This is a genomic window from Nonlabens tegetincola (assembly GCF_002117085.1).
Lineage (GTDB): Bacteria > Bacteroidota > Bacteroidia > Flavobacteriales > Flavobacteriaceae > Nonlabens > Nonlabens tegetincola.
The window spans coordinates 1,930,011-1,950,230 of the sequence record NZ_CP019342.1 but is presented as its reverse complement, the minus strand read 5'-3'; the positions used below and the strand labels follow the sequence as shown (position 1 = coordinate 1,950,230).

The window sequence follows — 20,220 nt, the reverse complement described above, 5'->3', positions numbered from 1 at the left end:
ACCCTTCAGACAAACGGACCTTAGATGTTACACCGGCTACAGACAGTACGGAGCCGATTAGTTTTGAGTATACCTTAGAAGATGAAGACGGTTTAACTGACACGGGAATGGTAGATATAACCTTCACCCAGTTACCACCAGTAGCAGATGATGAGATTCTAGCGGATCAGACGATCAATACACCAGTGACGGTAGATGCGTTAGCTGGCGATGATGATCCAGATGGTGATAATGCAAACTTGACAATTACCGAGGTAGAAGGTCAGGCGATATCGGTAGGTTCACCAGTGACTTTGGCTGATGGTACGGTAGTAGAGTTAAATCCAGACGGAACCTTGAATGTTATTCCAGTAACGGATAGCACAGAGCCGATTAGTTTTGAATACACAGTTGAAGATGAAGACGGTTTAACTGATACAGGTATGGTAGATATAACCTTCACTCAGTTACCACCAGTAGCAGATGATGAGATTCTATCAAACCAGACGATCAATACACCGATTACGGTAGATGCGTTAGCTGGCGATGATGATCCAGATGGCGATAATGCAAACTTGATAATCACTGAGGTAGAAGGTCAGGCGATATCGGTAGGTTCACCAGTGACATTAGCCGATGGTACGGTAGTAGAGCTAAATCCAGATGGAACCTTAAATGTTATTCCAGCGACAGACAGCACAGAGCCATCAGTTTTGAATACACAGTTGCAGATGAAGACGGTTTAACTGATACAGGTATGGTAGATATAACTTTCACTCAGTTACCACCAGTAGCAGATGATGAGAGTTTAACAGATCAAGCTATAAACACACCTATTAATATCAATGTGTTAGACGGTGATGATGATCCAGACGGCGACAATGCTAATTTGACGATTACCGAGATCATCGATCCAGCAACAGGAGTAGTAACTCCGATAGCACCAGGATCTACAGTAACCTTAAGTGATGGTACTACGGTAACCCTTCAGACAAACGGGACCTTAGATGTTACACCGGCTACAGACAGTACGGAGCCGATTAGTTTTGAGTATACCTTAGAAGATGAAGACGGTTTAACTGACACGGGAATGGTAGATATAACCTTCACCCAGTTACCACCAGTAGCAGATGATGAGATTCTAGCGGATCAGACGATCAATACACCAGTGACGGTAGATGCGTTAGCTGGCGATGATGATCCAGATGGTGATAATGCAAACTTGACAATTACCGAGGTAGAAGGTCAGGCGATATCGGTAGGTTCACCAGTGACTTTGGCTGATGGTACGGTAGTAGAGTTAAATCCAGACGGAACCTTGAATGTTATTCCAGTAGCGGATAGCACTGAGCCGATTAGTTTTGAATACACAGTTGAAGATGAAGACGGTTTAACTGATACAGGTATGGTAGATATAACCTTCACTCAGTTACCACCAGTAGCAGATGATGAGATTCTATCAAACCAGACGATCAATACACCGATTACGGTAGATGCGTTAGCTGGCGATGATGATCCAGATGGCGATAATGCAAACTTGATAATCACTGAGGTAGAAGGTCAGGCGATATCGGTAGGTTCACCAGTGACATTAGCCGATGGTACGGTAGTAGAGCTAAATCCAGATGGGACCTTAAATGTTATTCCAGCGACAGACAGCACAGAGCCAATCAGTTTTGAATACACAGTTGCAGATGAAGACGGTTTAACTGATACAGGTATGGTAGATATAACTTTCACTCAGTTACCACCAGTAGCAGATGATGAGAGTTTAACAGATCAAGCTATAAACACACCTATTAATATCAATGTGTTAGACGGTGATGATGATCAGACGGCGACAATGCTAATTTGACGATTACCGAGATCATCGATCCAGCAACAGGAGTAGTAACTCCGATAGCACCAGGATCTACAGTAACCTTAAGTGATGGTACTACGGTAACCCTTCAGACAAACGGGACCTTAGATGTTACACCGGCTACAGACAGTACGGAGCCGATTAGTTTTGAGTATACCTTAGAAGATGAAGACGGTTTAACTGACACGGGAATGGTAGATATAACCTTCACCCAGTTACCACCAGTAGCAGATGATGAGATTCTAGCGGATCAGACGATCAATACACCAGTGACGGTAGATGCGTTAGCTGGCGATGATGATCCAGATGGTGATAATGCAAACTTGACAATTACCGAGGTAGAAGGTCAGGCGATATCGGTAGGTTCACCAGTGACTTTGGCTGATGGTACGGTAGTAGAGTTAAATCCAGACGGAACCTTGAATGTTATTCCAGTAGCGGATAGCACTGAGCCGATTAGTTTTGAATACACAGTTGAAGATGAAGACGGTTTAACTGATACAGGTATGGTAGATATAACCTTCACTCAGTTACCACCAGTAGCAGATGATGAGATTCTATCAAACCAGACGATCAATACACCGATTACGGTAGATGCGTTAGCTGGCGATGATGATCCAGATGGCGATAATGCAAACTTGACAATCACTGAGGTAGAAGGTCAGGCGATATCGGTAGGTTCACCAGTGACATTAGCCGATGGTACGGTAGTAGAGCTAAATCCAGATGGGACCTTAAATGTTATTCCAGCGACAGACAGCACTGAGCCGATTAGTTTTGAATACACAGTTGCAGATGAAGATGGTTTAACTGATACAGGTATGGTAGATATAACTTTCACTCAGTTACCACCAGTAGCAGATGATGAGAGTTTAACAGATCAAGCTATAAACACACCTATTAATATCAATGTGTTAGACGGTGATGATGATCCAGACGGCGACAATGCTAATTTGACGATTACCGAGATTATCGATCCAGCAACAGGAGTAGTGACTCCGATAGCACCAGGATCTACAGTAACCTTAAGTGATGGTACTACGGTAACCCTTCAGACAAACGGGACCTTAGATGTTACACCGGCTACAGACAGTACGGAGCCGATTAGTTTTGAGTATACCTTAGAAGATGAAGACGGTTTAACTGACACGGGAATGGTAGATATAACCTTCACCCAGTTACCACCAGTAGCAGATGATGAGATTCTAGCGGATCAGACGATCAATACACCAGTGACGGTAGATGCGTTAGCTGGCGATGATGATCCAGATGGTGATAATGCAAACTTGACAATTACCGAGGTAGAAGGTCAGGCGATATCGGTAGGTTCACCAGTGACTTTGGCTGATGGTACGGTAGTAGAGTTAAATCCAGACGGAACCTTGAATGTTATTCCAGTAGCGGATAGCACAGAGCCGATCAGTTTTGAATACACAGTTGCAGATGAAGACGGTTTAACTGATACAGGTATGGTAGATATAACCTTCACTCAGTTACCACCAGTAGCAGATGATGAGATTCTATCAAACCAGACGATCAATACACCGATTACGGTAGATGCGTTAGCTGGCGATGATGATCCAGATGGCGATAATGCAAACTTGACAATCACTGAGGTAGAAGGTCAGGCGATATCGGTAGGTTCACCAGTGACATTAGCCGATGGTACGGTAGTAGAGCTAAATCCAGATGGAACCTTAAATGTTATTCCAGTAACGGATAGCACTGAGCCGATTAGTTTTGAATACACAGTTGCAGATGAAGATGGTTTAACTGATACAGGTATGGTAGATATAACTTTCACTCAGTTACCACCAGTAGCAGATGATGAGAGTTTAACAGATCAAGCTATAAACACACCTATTAATATCAATGTGTTAGACGGTGATGATGATCCAGACGGCGACAATGCTAATTTGACGATTACCGAGATTATCGATCCAGCAACAGGAGTAGTGACTCCGATAGCACCAGGATCTACAGTAACCTTAAGTGATGGTACTACGGTAACCCTTCAGACAAACGGGACCTTAGATGTTACACCGGCTACAGACAGTACGGAGCCGATTAGTTTTGAGTATACCTTAGAAGATGAAGACGGTTTAACTGACACGGGAATGGTAGATATAACCTTCACCCAGTTACCACCAGTAGCAGATGATGAGATTCTAGCGGATCAGACGATCAATACACCAGTGACGGTAGATGCGTTAGCTGGCGATGATGATCCAGATGGTGATAATGCAAACTTGACAATTACCGAGGTAGAAGGTCAGGCGATATCGGTAGGTTCACCAGTGACTTTGGCTGATGGTACGGTAGTAGAGTTAAATCCAGACGGAACCTTGAATGTTATTCCAGTAGCGGATAGCACAGAGCCGATCAGTTTTGAATACACAGTTGCAGATGAAGACGGTTTAACTGATACAGGTATGGTAGATATAACCTTCACTCAGTTACCACCAGTAGCAGATGATGAGATTCTATCAAACCAGACGATCAATACACCGATTACGGTAGATGCGTTAGCTGGCGATGATGATCCAGATGGCGATAATGCAAACTTGACAATCACTGAGGTAGAAGGTCAGGCGATATCGGTAGGTTCACCAGTGACATTAGCCGATGGTACGGTAGTAGAGCTAAATCCAGATGGAACCTTAAATGTTATTCCAGTAACGGATAGCACTGAGCCGATTAGTTTTGAATACACAGTTGCAGATGAAGATGGTTTAACTGATACAGGTATGGTAGATATAACTTTCACTCAGTTACCACCAGTAGCAGATGATGAAGTAGCTACTACAGATACAGAAACTTTGATCAATATCAATGTATTAGACGGTGATGATGATCCAGACGGCGACAATGCTAATTTGACGATTACCGAGATCATCGATCCAGCAACAGGAGTAGTAACTCCGATAGCACCAGGATCTACAGTAACCTTAAGTGATGGTACTACGGTAACACTTCAGACTAATGGAACATTAGACGTTACGCCTGGACCAAATTTAACAAGTGTTAGTTTTGACTATACGCTAGAAGATGAAGATGGATTAACTGATGTAGGTAATGTATCCATAACTGTTGTTATTGATTGTGACGATGTAACATCTGGAACGGTTGATGTCTGTCTAATTTTGACCAGCGATCCAGCAAACTCAATTGGTTTTGAAGACTGTGATGGTGACGGTGTTACTAATTCTGCAGAATGCGCAGACGGAACCGATCCAAACGATCCATGTAGTTATGATCCAGCAAGTGTAACAGTAGCAGTAACAAGTGGAGTAGATTGTGATGGAGACGGCGTAACTGATGCTGATGAGATAGCAGCAGGAACCGATCCAAACGATGCATGTAGCTACAACGTTGCAGATATTACTGTAGCAGTAACAAGTACTGTAGACTGTGATGGCGATGGAGTGATAGATGCTGATGAGATTGCAGACGGAACCGATCCAAACGATGCATGTAGTTATAACGTAAGTAGCGTAACTGTACCAGTAACCAGCACAGTAGACTGTGATGGAGATGGAGTAATCGATGCTGATGAGATCAATGGTCCAGATGGAGATCCAGGTACACCAGATGGTACCAATCCTAACGATCCATGTGATTACAACGTGTCACAAATAACAGTAGCAGTAACAAGTGGAGTAGATTGTGATGGAGATGGAGTAACCGATGCTGATGAGATTACAGACGGAACCGATCCAAACGATGCGTGTAGTTATGATCCAGCAAGTGTAACAGTAGCAGTAACAAGTGGAGTAGATTGTGATGGAGACGGCGTAACTGATGCTGATGAGATAGCAAATGGAACCGATCCAAACGATGCGTGTAGTTACAATGTTGTAGATATTACTGTAGCAGTAACGAGCACAGTAGATTGTGATGGAGATGGAGTGATAGATGCCGATGAGATTGCAGACGGAACCGATCCAAACGATGCTTGTAGTTATAACGTAAGTAGCGTAACTGTAGCAGTAACGAGCACAGTAGATTGTGATGGAGATGGAGTAACGGATGCTGATGAGATCAATGGTCCAGATGGAGATCCAGGTACACCAGATGGTACCAATCCTAACGATCCATGTGATTACAACGTATCACAAATAACAGTAGCAGTAACAAGTGGAGTAGATTGTGATGGAGATGGAGTAACCGATGCTGATGAGATAGCAGACGGAACCGATCCAAACGATGCGTGTAGTTATGATCCAGCAAGTGTAACAGTAGCAGTAACAAGTGGAGTAGATTGTGACGGAGATGGAGTAACTGACGCTGATGAGATAGCCGCAGGAACCGATCCAAACGATGCGTGTAGTTACAATGTTGTAGATATTACTGTAGCAGTAACGAGCACAGTAGATTGTGATGGAGATGGAGTGATAGATGCCGATGAGATTGCAGACGGAACCGATCCAAACGATGCTTGTAGTTATAACGTAAGTAGCGTAACTGTACCAGTAACCAGCACAGTAGATTGTGATGGAGATGGAGTAACGGATGCTGATGAGATCAATGGTCCAGATGGAGATCCAGGTACACCAGATGGTACCAACCCTAACGATCCGTGTGATTACAACGTATCACAAATAACAGTAGCAGTAACAAGCACAGTAGATTGTGATGGAGATGGAGTGATAGATGCTGATGAGATAGCAGACGGAACCGATCCGAACGATGCGTGTAGTTATGATCCAGCAAGTGTAACAGTAGCGGTAACAAGTACCGTAGATTGTGATGGAGATGGAGTAACTGACGCTGATGAGATAGCAAATGGAACCGATCCAAACGATGCGTGTAGTTACAATGTTGTAGATATTACTGTAGCAGTAACGAGCACAGTAGATTGTGATGGAGATGGAGTGATAGATGCCGATGAGATTGCAGACGGAACCGATCCAAACGATGCTTGTAGTTATAACGTAAGTAGCGTAACTGTAGCAGTAACGAGCACAGTAGATTGTGATGGAGATGGAGTGATCGATGCTGATGAGATCAATGGTCCAGATGGAGATCCAGGTACACCAGATGGTACCAACCCTAACGATCCGTGTGATTACAACGTATCACAAATAACAGTAGCAGTAACAAGCACAGTAGATTGTGATGGAGATGGAGTGATAGATGCTGATGAGATAGCAGACGGAACCGATCCGAACGATGCGTGTAGTTATGATCCAGCAAGTGTAACAGTAGCGGTAACAAGTACCGTAGATTGTGATGGAGACGGAGTAACGGATGCTGATGAGATAGCAAACGGAACCGATCCAAACGATGCATGTAGTTATAATGTTGTAGATATTACGGTATCAGTAACCAGCACAGTAGACTGTGATGGAGATGGAGTAACGGATGCTGATGAGATTGCAGACGGAACCGATCCAACAGATGCTTGTGATTATGATCAAGGTAGTATTACAGTTCCAGTGACCAGCACAGTAGATTGTGATGGAGATGGAGTAACGGATGCTGATGAGATTAATGGTCCAGATGGAGATCCAAGTACACCAGATGGAACTAACCCTAACGATCCATGTGATTACAACGTGTCACAAATAACCGTAGCAGTAACGAGCACAGTAGATTGTGATGGAGATGGAGTGACCGATGCTGATGAGATAGCAGACGGAACTGATCCAAACGATCCGTGTGATTTAAATGTTGGAAGTATTACGGTAGCTCAATCAGGAGACTATTTGTCAGCAGACTGTGATGGTGATGGAGTGACTAATGGAGACGAATTAACAGCAGGAACAGATCCTAATGACCCATGTGATTACGATGCATCACAACAGGATGTGTCTGTTACCTCTCCAGCGTGGCAAGGTGCTGATTGTGATGGTGACGGTGTTTCAAACGGTACCGAATTAAATGATGGAACCGACCCACAAGATCCTTGTAATTATGATGTGAATAGCCAAGATTTAACAATAGTAACATCCGTTTGGAATGCGCTAGACTGTGATGGTGATGGTGTTACTAACGGTGATGAAATAATCGATGGGACTGATCCAATTGATCCTTGTGATCTAATAGTAGGAAGTATTACTTTAACTCAAGGAGGCGATTTTCTAGATGCAGATTGTGACGGTGATGGAGTTACTAATGGTGATGAGATCGCAGACGGTACTGATCTAAATGACCCTTGTGATTATCTTACCACTAGTCAGACAATATCTCCAAGTGATGAATGGGCTATGTTAGATTGTGATGGTGATGGAGTAACTAACGGACAGGAATTAATCGATGGGACTGATACTCAAGATCCATGTGATTATGACTCAATATCACAAGACGTAAGTCTAGCATCAGGAGCATGGGATGCCTTAGATTGTGATGGAGATGGCGTATCCAATATTGATGAATTATTCCCTCCAAACGGTGGAGATCCTACAGATCCACAAGATGCATGTAGCGTTAATCTAGATGATCAATCAACAACACCTTCTCAAGAATGGTTAGATGCAGATTGTGATATGGATAATGTTCCAAATGGAGTGGAACTTACAAGAGGCGATACAGATGGAGATGGTGTTCCAGATGTTTTTGATACCGATGATGATGGAGATGGTGTAGATACGATTTTTGAAGACTACGATGGTGATAATGATCCTACCGATCAAGACTCTGATGGCGATGGCATACCAGACTACCTAGATACAGACGATGATGGCGATGGAATTGATACTATGGATGAAGGGCCAAATCCAGATGGAGATGGTGATCCAAACACAGGAGATACTAGTGATATCGATGGTGATGGAATTCCAGATTATCTAGATTCAGATCCACGTCGAATAAGAGTATGGAATGCCGTTACGCCTAATGAGGATGGTAGAAATGATTACTTCATATTAGAAGGAATTGAGAATTTTGAGAATACAGTTCATATCTATAATAGATGGGTATTGAGGTTTATAACACTGAGAATTACGATAATGAAACTCGTAGGTTTGAAGGTGTTTCAGAAGGACGAGTTACCGTCGAGCAAGGTGAGAAATTACCGACTGGTACATACTTCTATGTAGTAGAATATATAGATGATTTTGGAAAAACTCAGAAATTGGCCGGTTATTTATACATCAGATAAAATGAAATAAATCTAGGCTTAGATGGAAGTCTAAGTCTAGATTAATTATTAAGAATACAAGCATGAAAAAATTAATAGTTGTCTTTGTTTTTTTCGCTTTCGCGAAAGCGTTAACAGCTCAACAGGATCCACAGTACAGTCAGTATATGTATAATCCGATAGTTATAAATCCGGCCTATGCTGGTAATCGCGGTGTAGCGAGTATAGTTGGATTACATCGTAGTCAATGGGTTGGATTGGATGGAGCACCACGCACACAAACCTTGTCGTTTCATACTCCTATTGCCAATAGTAGAGTAGGATTAGGTTTGAGTGTTGTAAATGACGAAATAGGACCAGCTGATGAGACCTATGTAGCGGCAGATTTTAGTTATACGATTCCTGTAGGAGACGAGGCAAGATTAAGTTTTGGACTTAAGGGAGGAATCCACGTGTTAAATGTTGACTTTAATAAGCTAAATATTTTTGATCCAGGAGATCCTAGATTGAGTGAGAATGTAGACAATAGATTGTCACCTACTGTAGGATTAGGACTGTATTATCATACGGATAGGTTTTACGTAGGATTGAGTTCGCCTAATTTATTACAGACGGATCATTTTGATGAGGATAACGACACGAGTTCAGCCACGTTTATAGCAGAGGAGCGTATACACTTATTTGGAACTGTGGGATATGTTTTTGATTTAAATGATAACATTAAGTTCAAGCCAGCTGGACTAGTAAAGATGGTACAAGGAGCACCTTTACAGGTTGACTTAACGGCAAATTTCTTATTCAACGAGAAGTTCACAGTAGGAGCGGCCTATAGGTGGAGTGCTGCTGTTACCGGATTAGTAGGATTTCAAATAAGTGATCAAATGATGATAGGATTTGCCTATGATCGCGAGACTACAGAATTAGGTAATGCGATATACAACGATGGTAGTTATGAATTATTCTTGCGATTTGAATTGTTCAACAGCTACGATAGAATTATCACACCAAGATTCTTTTAATAAAATTAAAAAGTTACAATGAAATATTTAATTGTTATACTAGGATTAGTTTCCACGATATCTCTCGCTCAAGATAGAAATGTAATAGAGCCAGATAAAGTATATGATGAGTATGCTTTTATAGATGCACAACAAATGTATTTAAATATGGTGGAGGACGGTTACGGAACAAGTAATGTCTATAAAAAACTAGGAGATACTTATTACTTCAATAACGACTATTCAAATTCACACAAATGGTATACAAAACTATTTGAGAATAACGATGGCGCGATAGAAAGTGAATACTATTTTAGATATGTTCAAAGTTTAAAAGCGGTAAAGGATTACGATAAGGCTGATGCGTTATTAATAGAATATCAAAAAATTAAAGGAGCAGATTCTTTTACTGAAATTTTTGTAAACGATAAAAATTATCTTGAGATGATTGAACTTCAATCATGGAGATATACCATTAAAAATTTAGAGATAAATAGTGAGTCTCAAGAATTTGGAACCGCTTATCTTAATGGGAGTAATGAAGTGGTATATGCAAGTTCAAAGGATTCTGCTTCTATGATTAACAGACGTCATAAATGGAGTGAACGACAGTTTTTAGATTTATACGTTGCTCAAATTGATAGTACAAGTTTAGAACTTGTTAATCCTAGAAAATTTGGAAATGGCGATCAAAAGTTGAATACTAAATTTCATGAAAGTAATGCAGTATTCACGAAAGACGGTCAAACGATCTATTACACCAGCAATAATTATTTCAATAAAAAGTATAAGAAAAGCAAAGATGAAATAAATAAGTTGAAAATATTTAGAGCTAGTAAAACAGAAGACGGATGGGGAAATATAGAAGAACTAGCAATCAATAGCGACGAGTGGTCAACAGCTCACCCAGCTTTAAATAAAGAAGAATCTAGGTTGTATTTCTCTAGCGATAGACCTGGAAGTGTACTAGGTTTGGATGGAAAGAGTAGTTCAGATATCTGGTATGTTGAAATAGATTCGACAGGCACCTTATCAGAGCCTGTGAATCTTGCTGCTGTAAATACAATAGGGAAGGAGTTATTCCCATTTATTTCAGAAAAAGAGGATCTTTATTTTTCATCTACAGGACACATGGGATTAGGAGGATTAGATGTTTTTGTGACTTCACTTGCAGAAGCCCATGATAGCGAAAAGTTAAAAATCACCAATGTAGGAAAACCTATTAATAGTTCTTACGATGACTTTTCATTTGTCATTAAGGATAGCAATATGACGGGTTACTTTAGTTCAAATAGAAAATCAGGACAAGGTCTTGATGATATATATAGTTTAAAGCAAAACAAACCTTTAGCTTGTAAAGATGAAATAGTAGGAGTAGTAACAGATGAAGAAACGGGAGAATTAATCCCAGGAGCAACCGTTGTTCTTTTAGATGTAGATAATAACGAGGTAGAACGAGTAATTGTTAAAAAGGACGCGGCTTATTCCTTTACAGTGCTATGTGAATCAACATATTCCATCCAAGCATCCAAAGAAGAGTATGCTCCTGCCGATGCAGTAACAACAACACCAGATGTTATTGCTACCATAGATTTACCTATATCATTAAAAAGGTCTATCGATGATAAGATTAAGAACCTCCAAATCGGTGATGATCTAGCTAGCGTGCTGGATATACCTATGATCTATTTTGACTTTGATAAATCAAATATAAGACCTGATGCAGAAGTTGAACTGCAAAAAGTGTTACAATTTATGAAGGCATTTCCTACTGTTAAAGTAGATATTAGATCCCATACAGATAGCCGTGCGCCAGATTTATATAACATGAAATTAAGTGACCGCAGAGCCAAGTCTACTAGGGCTTATTTAATAATGAAAGGTATCAATGCAGATAGATTGACAGCTCAAGGTTATGGAGAATTTCAATTGGTTAACGAATGTTCAAATGGTGTTGATTGTACCGAGGAACAACACCAACTTAACAGAAGATCTGAGTTTATCGTGGTAGGTAAATAATCGTAAAAAAAGATTGAAGCCATAGCTCATATCTAATTATTAGAAATACATTTTTTTAAATTTATTATTCCTATTGCTTTGTTGGGCCATTGTAAAGGTTTAAAAGAAAATGTTATTAATAATTAAAGTTTGACTATGGCTTTTTAAGTGCTAGTTGCTTGTTCATTATATTTGTGAAATACAAAAGGTAAATCATGATTACACTTAAAGATTTAGCCAGCACTCTAGGTGTTTCAGTATCTACTGTTTCTAAGGCATTAAAGGATAGTCCAGAAATTAGTCAGGATACTATTAAAAGAGTGAAAGAAATCGCAAAAGAATTAAATTATCGCCCAAATACATTAGCACTTAGTTTAAAAAATAGACAAACTAAAACCTTAGGTGTAATCATACCAGATATTTTAAACCCTTTCTTTGCAAATACCTTATACGGGATTGAGCAACAGGCAAATAAATTGGGATATAATATTATTACATGTATCTCAAATGAGTCCTTTACAAAAGAAAATGACTCAATAAACTTATTGTCAAATGGTAGTGTTGATGGATTTATACTCTCCATTTCACAAGAGACGCAGGCCAAAGACGATTTAAACCACCTGAAAGATTTACTTAAACAAGATGTTCCAGTAGTAATGTTTGATAGGACCTCACAATCGATTGAATGTGATAAGGTAGTTATAGACGACTTTATGTCGACCTTCAACGCTGTCAATATGTTTATTGAAGAAGGTCGTAAGAAGATAATACTAATAAATACTTTAGGAGATTTAAGCGTTGCAAAACTTAGGGTTTTAGGATATAAAACCGCTCTAGAAAAATCAGGTAATACTAATCAAGAACCAGTCATCATCAATGTTGACAATGCAAAAGATGTAAGAGAACACATAAAAAATATGTGTGAAGTACATCCCGATGTTGATGGAGTCCTATGCATTGATAATAAATCGGGATTAGTAGCGGTAAGTGCTCTTAATAGACTCAATTATAACATTCCTAAAGACGTATCAATTGTAGGTTTCTCTAGCGAGGAATTTTCATATTTGTCGGATCCTGTTCTATCTACAGTTACTCAACACGGTGAAGAAATAGGTGCCGTTGCGGTAGATATGCTAGTTGATCGTTTAACTGGGAACAAGAAAAAACCAGTTTCTACAACTACAGTAGATTTTACCATTGATCACAGAGGAACTACTCTAAAAAAGTCCTAGATCGGAATATTCAATCAGTGATTTATCATCAATTCTCTTAACAAATTACTAAGAGGTTGATTAAACTTCTTTTGTAAATTTGAAACAAAATTTTATAAATGGAGCAAGTCATTCTGGTAAATGAAAACGATGAAAAAGTAGGCCTTATGGAAAAAATTGAGGCCCATGAAAAAGCATTATTGCATCGTGCGTTTTCCGTATTTGTAGTAAATGATAAGCAACAAATTATGTTGCAGCAACGAGCATTACACAAGTATCATTCACCAGGCTTATGGACTAACACATGTTGTAGTCATCAACGAGATGGTGAGACTAATATTGAGGCAGGTAAAAGAAGACTACAAGAGGAAATGGGATTTTCTACAGAGCTTAAAGAACTTTTCAATTTCATATACATAGCTCCGTTTGATAATGGCCTTACAGAACACGAATTAGATCACGTGATGATAGGTTATTACAATGATGAGCCTGTAATTAATCCAGATGAAGTAGCAGCTTATAAATGGATGACAGCTCAAGAAATTAAAACTCATATGGATGAAAATCCACATGAGTATACAGCTTGGTTCAAAATTATTTTTGATAAATATTCCAAATTCATCTCATGAGATTAACAGCATATCGTAAAGCGCATTTTAATGCAGCACATCGACTGTTTAGACCAGATTGGTCTAGTGAACAAAACGAATCAATATTTGGGAAATGTAGCAATCCACATTTTCACGGTCACAATTACGAATTAGAAGTAGGTGTGACAGGTGAAGTTGATCCAGAAACTGGTTATTTGATTGATTTGAAAATACTTAAAGATATCATCAAAGAACAAGTAGAAGATGCATTTGATCACAAAAATCTCAATGAAGAAGTTCCTGAATTTAAAACCTTAATTCCTACGGCAGAACATATTGCCTATGTCATTTATCAAAAAATAAAACCTAAATTAGATCCTAAATACGATTTGAGTATTAAATTATACGAGACACCTCGTAACTTTGTTGTATATTCAGGTGATTAATGAAACTATATCCACTACAGTTTAAACCTATTTTTAAGTCCAAAATTTGGGGTGGAGATCAATTAAATACACTCAAAAAAATCAATCCACCGATTAACCAATTAGGAGAAAGTTGGGAAATCAGTGTTGTGCCCGATGATGAATCTATTATTACCAATGGTAATTATAAGGGGCAATCGCTCACAGAATTGATTGAACAATATCCCTTACAACTGTTAGGAGCTACTAGTGTAAACAGATTTGGAAATCAGTTTCCTTTGCTTATAAAATATATAGACGCAGCACAAGATTTGTCTATACAAGTGCATCCTGATGACAGTGTAGCTCAAAAGAAACATAATAGTTTTGGTAAAACTGAGATGTGGTATATCATGCATGCCGATGAAGGTGCACGATTAATTATGGGTTTTAATGAGGATTGTGATAAGGAGGCTTTCGCGAAAGCGATACAAGAAAAATCCTTACTAGATTTATTAAATAAACAGCAAGTTAAAACAGGCGATGCATTCTTTATCAAGCCTGGATTAATTCATGCTATAGGTGGTGGAATAACCCTTGCTGAAATTCAACAAAGTAGTGATGTTACCTATCGGGTCTATGACTTTGACCGCAAAGATGATGAAGGTAATACCAGAGAATTACATATTCAGGATACCATTGACGTTGCTGACTATAACAAGGTTAAAGGTCACCATATTAATTATAATCCTTCCAAAACGGGTAGTCAAAATCTTGCGACAAATAGATACTTTAAAACAGACTATGTGAGTTTTGATGATCACTACCAGATAAACCCAGCACAGCTCGAATCTTTTGTAGTGCTTATGAATGTAGGTGATACAATTATCGATATTGAGGTAGATGATGAAAATGTAACATTAAAACCAGTAGAAACAGTTTTATTGCCAGCGAGCCTAGTAGCTGTTGATTTGCATTCAACCGCAGGTGCAAAAGTGCTACAGGTTTCTATATCATAAGATTAATAAATAGGTTATTTTTGCCATAAATTCACAATTATGGCAAGCATAAGACACTTAAAGCAAGATATCAACTATGTACTAGGTGATATCATTGATGCGGCAATTATCCATCAAGGAGCGCATCCAGAATCTGATCATAAAAAATCTGAAGAAATTATAGACGATAGTATAAAAACTTTTGACGCTCTTATCGCACGTGTTAACGACCGCAGCGTAGAAAATAGAGCAAGTCATTTAAAACAAGTAAGAGTTGATTTACAAAACGAAGCTAACCAATTAGCTGATCGTATAAACGCTCTATAATTCTTTATTAGTTTTAATTAATTCAGACAGTTGTTTTCCATAACAACTTGTCTGAATTTTTTTTGGCATCATTTGATAAGCGCTATCCAGTAGTTCTGCCTTTGCATCAAAAGCATCTTTTACAAGGATATATGGAGATACTTCGTAATCTTTGTGCAATTGAGCATAGTTGATCGCATATAGGACTTTTTTACGCAGGTATTTATCGTAAGCAGTTGTAAGTGAATCAATTTTTTCCTGAGAAACGTCTTCCGTTGCATTCAATTGCATACTGCGTTGTACTAACTTAGTATAGACCTGGTTTAAAGGTTTTTTGTTCGTCTCATAAATATTTAAAATATCTTGATTCTTTGAACCAGTAATTTGAGCATTATCCTCAAACTTCTCTAGGTCAGTTTCTATATTGATAATTGTATCTTCAGCAAAAAATTGTATACGGTCATCATATTTAACGCCATCTTTAATATCTAGATATAGATATAAAATTTCTGGATTTTCTAGTGTAGTGGTTAATTTAAATACAGGCTCACCATCTATTTTTATACTATCAACGTTTACGATGGTTGTGTCTACTAATTTTTGAAGATATACGGTTCCTTGTTTTAGCCCCTTAATATTTCCATTAACGGTAAGAGTGCCTTTTGAATCAGAACAAGCTGTGACTCCAGCAAATAAAAGAATTAAGATGATGAGATTTTTCATTTCAAAAATTTGAGGTGCAAATATGCATTATATCCTTGTAAAATACTAGGCTGTTGCTGCCAGTTGCATAAGAATTGTGCAGGCAATAGCTCCTAGAGTTCCTACTACATATCCAAATACAGCAAGTAGAACGCCCACGCTGGTTAAGGATGGGTGAAACTCGGCAGCTACAACTGGAGCGCTGGCAGCACCACCTACATTTGCTTGACTTCCCACAGCTAGGAAAAAGTAAGGAGCTTTAATAAGTTTTGCCACGATTATTAATAACATCGCATGGAAAAACATCCACACCAGGCCGATTAGAATTAAGAATGGATTATCCATTATTTTAGTTAAGTCCATTTTCATACCTATCGTGGCTACTAGTATGTAAATGAATATACCGCCTATTCTACTTGCTCCTGTGCCTTCATAACGTTTAGCTGGAGTAAAAGAAAGTAAGATTCCAATCAAAGTAGCTATAGCAATAATCCAGAAAAAACCACTAGTCAAAAAGGACAAATAAATGTTACCAGCTATCGATTCATTTGCTTGAAAAGTTGAAGACAGAAACTCTGAAAGTAAGTGTGATACTGCCACAGCGCCAAAACCGATTCCAGACATTACAAAAATATCTGTAACTGTAGCTTCTCGCTTTACAGCAGTAGTATAATCGCTAACTTTTTGTTTGAGTTCTTCTATGGCTGTATTATCAGCTTTGGTCCATTTATCGAACAGTTGACTTTTACCGATACCGAAAAGCAAAATAGCCATCCATAAGTTTGCTACAACAATGTCTACGATTACCATACCGCCATATTTATCTTGGCTATATTCATATACTTCTAACATAGCAGTTTGATTTGCTCCACCACCTATCCAGCTTCCGGCTAGTGTAGCTAGTCCTCGCCAAACAGCGTCTGTGCCTTCACCACCTATAGCCTCTGGTATAAAAGAACCTATTAATAGTACTGCTAGTGGTCCGCCAATAATAATTCCAGCGGTACCAGTCAAAAACATGAGTAGTGCTTTTGAACCTAAATTAAAAACGGCTTTAAGATCAATGGAAAGGGTCATAAGAACAAGTGCTGCAGGAAGTAAGTAACGACTGGCCATGTAGTAAAGGTTAGACTCCTTTTCAACTAGCTTTCCATTTTCAATAATTTGCCACGATTCACCAGATATAATTCCAGTTGTGCTCAAAAAACTAGGTAATAAATAGCACATGAGTAAGGCGGGAACATAAGTAAAGAATTTTTTCCAAAATCCGTCTTCTCTTGACGAGGCATAAAACACAATAGCTAGACAAATCATTAAAAGTCCAAAGACTATTGCGTCATTGGTGATTAATGGTGCTGCGTTTTCAATTTTAGGAATATCCATTGATACAGGCTTGTTTTAAAGGTTGCCTGCAAAATACAATGAAACGAGAATAATTTGTAACTATTCTGTTACAAACGTATGTACTTGATTAATTAGTTCAGGGTGAATAGGAAAGTTGGGTTCCACATAGCTTTTTGCTGCAATAATTTCATCATCACCAACTTTTTTAAATACATAATTCATGCCTGTAATAATCACCTTTTTAGAACTAGGTGATGCTTCATGTAACAGTTCAGTTTGCATGGTAGAAACCTGTCTGTTCTTATCACCGTTTAATAAAAGAATCGGACACTCTATTTTTTTTATCAGTTTTGTTGGGTCATATTTCATCCAACTTTTCATAAAAGGTTGGATTCCAGGATTTGCTACATTCCAAAGATCTCGTTCAATGTTTTTAACAGGTTTTTCCTGCTTTTTTATTTTGTCAAAGGTTGCTCTTGCTACCTTATCTAGACCTGGGATTTCTTTAGATATTTGATCCACTATTAAATCATCGATAGACTGGCCGTGACCTGCAATAGAAATTACCCCAGAAATGGATTCGTCATAAACTCTCATAGCTATCAGTGACCCTTGGCCATGTCCTAATAAATAGATTTTAGAGAATCTATCATCCCTATTAAACGTTTTTACGGTAACTCTCGCATCGGTAATGAATGTATTTAAAGTAACCTCATCCGTAGGTTTTCTATTTTTCATTAGTGTAAGAGTACGCTTATCATAACGATAACTAGCAATACCCTTAGATAACAAACTGTCTGCTAATTGTTTGTAGTGATTGCTTCTTGTTCTAGGCTCATTTCCATTTCTATCAACGGCGCCTTGTCCTGCAATAAAAATCACTAGCGGTACTGGTTGCAATGTATCGGGAACCAGCAGAGAGCCTTGAATATTATCATTAATATTATAGATGGTAGGATCGATTTGTTCCTTTTGCATTTGACCTTTACTGAAAACGTCTTGTGCGTTTAAAGAAATACTTACAATAAATAAAGTGAATACTAGAAAATACTTCATTAGCTCTTACCTGGTTTTTGATATAAATAATAACTGTATGCAAAACTTGCAATTGCTATGCCAATGGTAGCTGACATGACAATAATAAACGTTGTTTGCATGGAGAATAGTATACTAGAAATTACCATTACGATCCCTGCTATTAAAAACCAGTATCCACCGTAATAATGTGTTTTTTTCCATACCTCATTACTCTCTAGCGTCCATGGCGTGCGTATTCCAATGAAATAATTAGGTTTAATATGTCTCATATATAATCCTAATAAAACAAACAATAATCCCACACCAGCAAAGATTAATCTAGGTAGTTCTTTTCTGAAGGTTGATGAATCTGTATGTGAACAAGCGTAAATAATGATAATGCTGATGGCACTCATAAAAACTGTAAGGCCTAACCTAAGTCCTGGCCATATCCTAGAATTATTGTTTTTAGGATCTAGTTGAGGTAGGTACTTAAACAAAAAATACATGACGCCACATAAAAGGATAGGAAGTATCCACAATTCCTTTTTGCTTCCCATTCTATCCACTTGTCCGCTAGAATTAAAATGCATGGCTACTTCTTCTGGTAATTCGCTGTAAATAAAGCCTAAATAAAGAAACGGAATTAGATTAAGAGCAATAATTAAGTACTCTATAAAATTTTTATTTTGCATATTTAAAGGTAAAAAAAGAGTATTATCTGCTACTATCAATGTAATGAATAAATATTGAAGCGACTATATCACTATGGCAAGAGCAAAAGACATAATCAAAAACTTAGACGAAAGAGCTATTGATCGTATAGTAGAAATGGGCTGGGAAGACCGCACTCCATTTGATGCTATCGAGGCTCAATTCGGCGTTTCTGAAGGCGAGGTTATCAAAATCATGCGCAATCAAATGAAACCTAGTAGTTTTAAAATGTGGCGTGAGCGTGTTCAAGGTCGTTCTACAAAACATAGAGCACAACGCATGGAAGGCATTGATAGATTCAAGTGTTCTAGACAGCGATCTACGGGTAATAAAATAGCCAAACGTTAATCGCTAATTACCTTTCTAAAGGTTAAGTTTAATCGCGGTTTTATAGTCTTTTTCGTTTTGGCAATTTGATGTTTATAAAAATGTTGCGTGCCACCGCTCATTATTAGCACACTGCCGTGCTCCAGTTTAAACTTATATTGGTGTTGCTTAAGCGTGTTATGTTTCAAGTGAAAAAATCGTTCCTCACCAAAACTTACTGATGCAATTGTTGGATTTTCACCTAGAGCTTTTTCATCGTCTGCATGCCATCCGTTAGAATCATTCCCATCTCTATATAAATTAAGCAAACAAATATTGAAGTCGGTTTTAGCAAGTTGCTCAACATCTTTTTTAATCATGGCTAAAGTTTTGGTCCAGGGTAAGGGTTCAAATTCAATACCTGAATATCCATAATTCAATTTTGGATCACCATATAATTGAGTAAGCCTAGGTTCAAGGTGCTCTTTTCCAAACAACTTTATTTTGTTCTGGCGCCATTTCGTTTCCTCAATAATTATACGCTGTAATGTGTCCGCTTTCGCGAAAGCGTAATAATCACCTACATAATGTAGTTCACCATCAGGTAGTTCGGGAAGATTACTAGAAAACAACTTATTATGCATGCATATAAAAACTAAAGGAAACCATAGCAAGATAGGGTAGTGGGTTATTATCTTGCAAGGCTTTTAA

General features: G+C 38.5%; 15 protein-coding genes and 1 pseudogene. 11 read left to right on the top strand and 5 right to left on the bottom strand.

Annotation, left to right across the window (positions count from 1 at the left end):
- Positions 1 to 107 precede the first annotated feature (107 nt).
- The 10 genes and pseudogenes from BST91_RS09225 (at position 108) to BST91_RS09180 (ending at position 15,447) form a co-directional block, all read left to right on the top strand.
- Positions 108 to 725 carry an Ig-like domain-containing protein gene (locus BST91_RS09225; RefSeq protein WP_085775232.1) on the top strand — a complete coding sequence of 206 codons (618 nt, stop codon included), beginning with the start codon at positions 108 to 110 and terminating at the stop codon, positions 723 to 725.
- An 11-nt stretch (positions 726 to 736) separates the two neighbouring features.
- A complete protein-coding gene (locus tag BST91_RS09220) occupies positions 737 to 1,834 on the top strand; it encodes an Ig-like domain-containing protein (protein WP_085775231.1) in 1,098 nt (365 codons plus the stop codon).
- Positions 1,831 to 8,942: pseudogene (locus BST91_RS09215) on the top strand (Ig-like domain-containing protein). The gene BST91_RS09220 and the pseudogene BST91_RS09215 overlap by 4 nt, the downstream one beginning before the upstream one ends.
- Before the next feature lie 62 nt (positions 8,943 to 9,004).
- Positions 9,005 to 9,940: a PorP/SprF family type IX secretion system membrane protein gene (locus BST91_RS09210; RefSeq protein WP_042280475.1), complete on the top strand. Its 936-nt coding sequence runs from the start codon at positions 9,005 to 9,007 to the stop codon at positions 9,938 to 9,940.
- A gap of 18 nt (positions 9,941 to 9,958) precedes the next feature.
- On the top strand, positions 9,959 to 11,938 hold the full coding sequence (locus BST91_RS09205) for an OmpA family protein (protein ID WP_085775229.1): 1,980 nt from the start codon (positions 9,959 to 9,961) through the stop codon (positions 11,936 to 11,938).
- 194 nt (positions 11,939 to 12,132) lie between these two features.
- Positions 12,133 to 13,149, top strand: a complete 1,017-nt coding sequence (locus BST91_RS09200; protein ID WP_085775228.1) for a LacI family DNA-binding transcriptional regulator — start codon at positions 12,133 to 12,135, stop codon at positions 13,147 to 13,149.
- Between the two features lie 98 nt (positions 13,150 to 13,247).
- A complete protein-coding gene (idi, locus tag BST91_RS09195; protein ID WP_085775227.1) occupies positions 13,248 to 13,757 on the top strand; it encodes an isopentenyl-diphosphate Delta-isomerase in 510 nt (169 codons plus the stop codon).
- Positions 13,754 to 14,164 carry a 6-pyruvoyl trahydropterin synthase family protein gene (locus BST91_RS09190; RefSeq protein WP_042277355.1) on the top strand — a complete coding sequence of 137 codons (411 nt, stop codon included), beginning with the start codon at positions 13,754 to 13,756 and terminating at the stop codon, positions 14,162 to 14,164. Before idi ends, BST91_RS09190 begins: the two co-directional genes overlap by 4 nt.
- Complete coding sequence (locus BST91_RS09185) at positions 14,164 to 15,141, top strand: type I phosphomannose isomerase catalytic subunit (RefSeq protein WP_085775226.1); 978 nt, start codon at positions 14,164 to 14,166, stop codon at positions 15,139 to 15,141. The genes BST91_RS09190 and BST91_RS09185 overlap by 1 nt, the downstream gene beginning before the upstream one ends.
- Before the next feature lie 39 nt (positions 15,142 to 15,180).
- Positions 15,181 to 15,447, top strand: a complete 267-nt coding sequence (locus BST91_RS09180) for a hypothetical protein (RefSeq protein ID WP_042277359.1) — start codon at positions 15,181 to 15,183, stop codon at positions 15,445 to 15,447.
- On the opposite strand, the gene BST91_RS09175 is transcribed toward BST91_RS09180, so the two are convergent.
- The 4 genes from BST91_RS09175 to BST91_RS09160 are packed head-to-tail and all read right to left on the bottom strand — an operon-like array spanning position 15,442 to position 19,184.
- Positions 15,442 to 16,149, bottom strand: coding sequence for a DUF4369 domain-containing protein (locus BST91_RS09175; RefSeq protein ID WP_085775225.1), 708 nt, complete (start codon positions 16,147 to 16,149; stop codon positions 15,442 to 15,444). The two genes, BST91_RS09180 and BST91_RS09175, sit on opposite strands and share 6 nt — an antisense overlap.
- Before the next feature lie 45 nt (positions 16,150 to 16,194).
- Positions 16,195 to 17,511, bottom strand: coding sequence for a DUF819 family protein (locus BST91_RS09170; RefSeq protein ID WP_042277362.1), 1,317 nt, complete (start codon positions 17,509 to 17,511; stop codon positions 16,195 to 16,197).
- 60 nt (positions 17,512 to 17,571) lie between these two features.
- Positions 17,572 to 18,528, bottom strand: a complete 957-nt coding sequence (locus BST91_RS09165) for an alpha/beta hydrolase (protein WP_085775224.1) — start codon at positions 18,526 to 18,528, stop codon at positions 17,572 to 17,574.
- Entirely contained in the window at positions 18,528 to 19,184 is a 657-nt protein-coding gene (locus BST91_RS09160) for an SdpI family protein (protein WP_085775223.1), read from the bottom strand. The genes BST91_RS09165 and BST91_RS09160 overlap by 1 nt, the downstream gene beginning before the upstream one ends.
- Positions 19,185 to 19,257: 73 nt before the next feature.
- On the opposite strand from BST91_RS09160, the gene BST91_RS09155 reads away from it, so the two are divergent.
- On the top strand, positions 19,258 to 19,551 hold the full coding sequence (locus tag BST91_RS09155) for a TIGR03643 family protein (protein WP_060523929.1): 294 nt from the start codon (positions 19,258 to 19,260) through the stop codon (positions 19,549 to 19,551).
- Here BST91_RS09155 and BST91_RS09150 read toward each other — a convergent pair.
- Positions 19,548 to 20,153 (bottom strand): alpha-ketoglutarate-dependent dioxygenase AlkB family protein, encoded by a 606-nt coding sequence (locus BST91_RS09150; protein WP_085775222.1) that lies wholly within the window; start codon positions 20,151 to 20,153, stop codon positions 19,548 to 19,550. The genes BST91_RS09155 and BST91_RS09150 overlap by 4 nt on opposite strands.
- Positions 20,154 to 20,220 lie beyond the last annotated feature (67 nt).

Coding starts and splice junctions, on each gene's coding strand:
- BST91_RS09225 (WP_085775232.1), top strand. CDS start 108: ATGGTAGATATAACCTTCACCCAGTTACCACCAGTAGCAGATGATGAG.
- BST91_RS09220 (WP_085775231.1), top strand. CDS start 737: ATGGTAGATATAACTTTCACTCAGTTACCACCAGTAGCAGATGATGAG.
- BST91_RS09210 (WP_042280475.1), top strand. CDS start 9,005: ATGAAAAAATTAATAGTTGTCTTTGTTTTTTTCGCTTTCGCGAAAGCG.
- BST91_RS09205 (WP_085775229.1), top strand. CDS start 9,959: ATGAAATATTTAATTGTTATACTAGGATTAGTTTCCACGATATCTCTC.
- BST91_RS09200 (WP_085775228.1), top strand. CDS start 12,133: ATGATTACACTTAAAGATTTAGCCAGCACTCTAGGTGTTTCAGTATCT.
- idi (WP_085775227.1), top strand. CDS start 13,248: ATGGAGCAAGTCATTCTGGTAAATGAAAACGATGAAAAAGTAGGCCTT.
- BST91_RS09190 (WP_042277355.1), top strand. CDS start 13,754: ATGAGATTAACAGCATATCGTAAAGCGCATTTTAATGCAGCACATCGA.
- BST91_RS09185 (WP_085775226.1), top strand. CDS start 14,164: ATGAAACTATATCCACTACAGTTTAAACCTATTTTTAAGTCCAAAATT.
- BST91_RS09180 (WP_042277359.1), top strand. CDS start 15,181: ATGGCAAGCATAAGACACTTAAAGCAAGATATCAACTATGTACTAGGT.
- BST91_RS09175 (WP_085775225.1), bottom strand. CDS start 16,149: ATGAAAAATCTCATCATCTTAATTCTTTTATTTGCTGGAGTCACAGCT.
- BST91_RS09170 (WP_042277362.1), bottom strand. CDS start 17,511: ATGGATATTCCTAAAATTGAAAACGCAGCACCATTAATCACCAATGAC.
- BST91_RS09165 (WP_085775224.1), bottom strand. CDS start 18,528: ATGAAGTATTTTCTAGTATTCACTTTATTTATTGTAAGTATTTCTTTA.
- BST91_RS09160 (WP_085775223.1), bottom strand. CDS start 19,184: ATGCAAAATAAAAATTTTATAGAGTACTTAATTATTGCTCTTAATCTA.
- BST91_RS09155 (WP_060523929.1), top strand. CDS start 19,258: ATGGCAAGAGCAAAAGACATAATCAAAAACTTAGACGAAAGAGCTATT.
- BST91_RS09150 (WP_085775222.1), bottom strand. CDS start 20,153: ATGCATAATAAGTTGTTTTCTAGTAATCTTCCCGAACTACCTGATGGT.